Below are 628 nucleotides of genomic sequence, written 5' to 3'. Positions count from 1 at the left end.
GCAAGGCTCTACCGACCAGAAGAGCCTTGCCGAGGACCAGATTTAATCCTAGGGATTCACATCGATCCTTTAATCAACTTCCGCCAACACCGTTTAAGCAGATCACTTTTGGTTGCGTCATATCTTCATACGCAAAACGCACACCTTCACGCCCCATGCTGCCGTATTTGGAACCACCAAATGGCATTGCATCAAAACGATAGTCAGATGAGTCATTAATCATGACGCCGCCGGCTTCGAGTCGTTTAGCTGCTTTCATGGCGACATTCAAATTGCTGGTGAAAATACCCGCATGCAAACTGTATTCTGGTTCATTAGCCAGTGTCAGCGCCTCATCAAGCGAGGCCACGCGTTGAAGAATGACAACCGGACTAAATACTTCCTCACACCAAACTTTACAGCTTTGGCTAACATTCTCCAGGACCGTCGGAGAGTAAAGCGAGCCTTGGCGTACATTACCAAATAACAGGTTACCCCCTTTATCCATTGCCTCGATAACTACTTCTTCAGTGCGTTTTGCAGCAGCTTCAGTAATCATTGGCCCAACATCCGTGCTTTCGTCAGCAGGATTTCCCACGACTAAAGCACTTGTCTTCACAACGAATTTCTTTTTGAACTCTTCATATAT

Annotated in this window: 1 protein-coding gene; it reads right to left on the bottom strand. The window is 46.5% G+C overall.

Going from position 1 to position 628, the window contains the following annotated elements; translation table 11 throughout:
• Nucleotides 1–73: 73 nt before the first annotated feature.
• Nucleotides 74–628: aldehyde dehydrogenase family protein (locus AC1DVH_RS32400; RefSeq protein WP_477757210.1), on the bottom strand; the 555-nt coding region annotated here is incomplete at its 5' end.

It is taken from the genome of Pseudomonas sp. P4_C3 (assembly GCF_056402075.1).
Note: the sequence above shows the minus strand (reverse complement) of the source record. Positions and strands in the feature narration are given on the sequence as shown.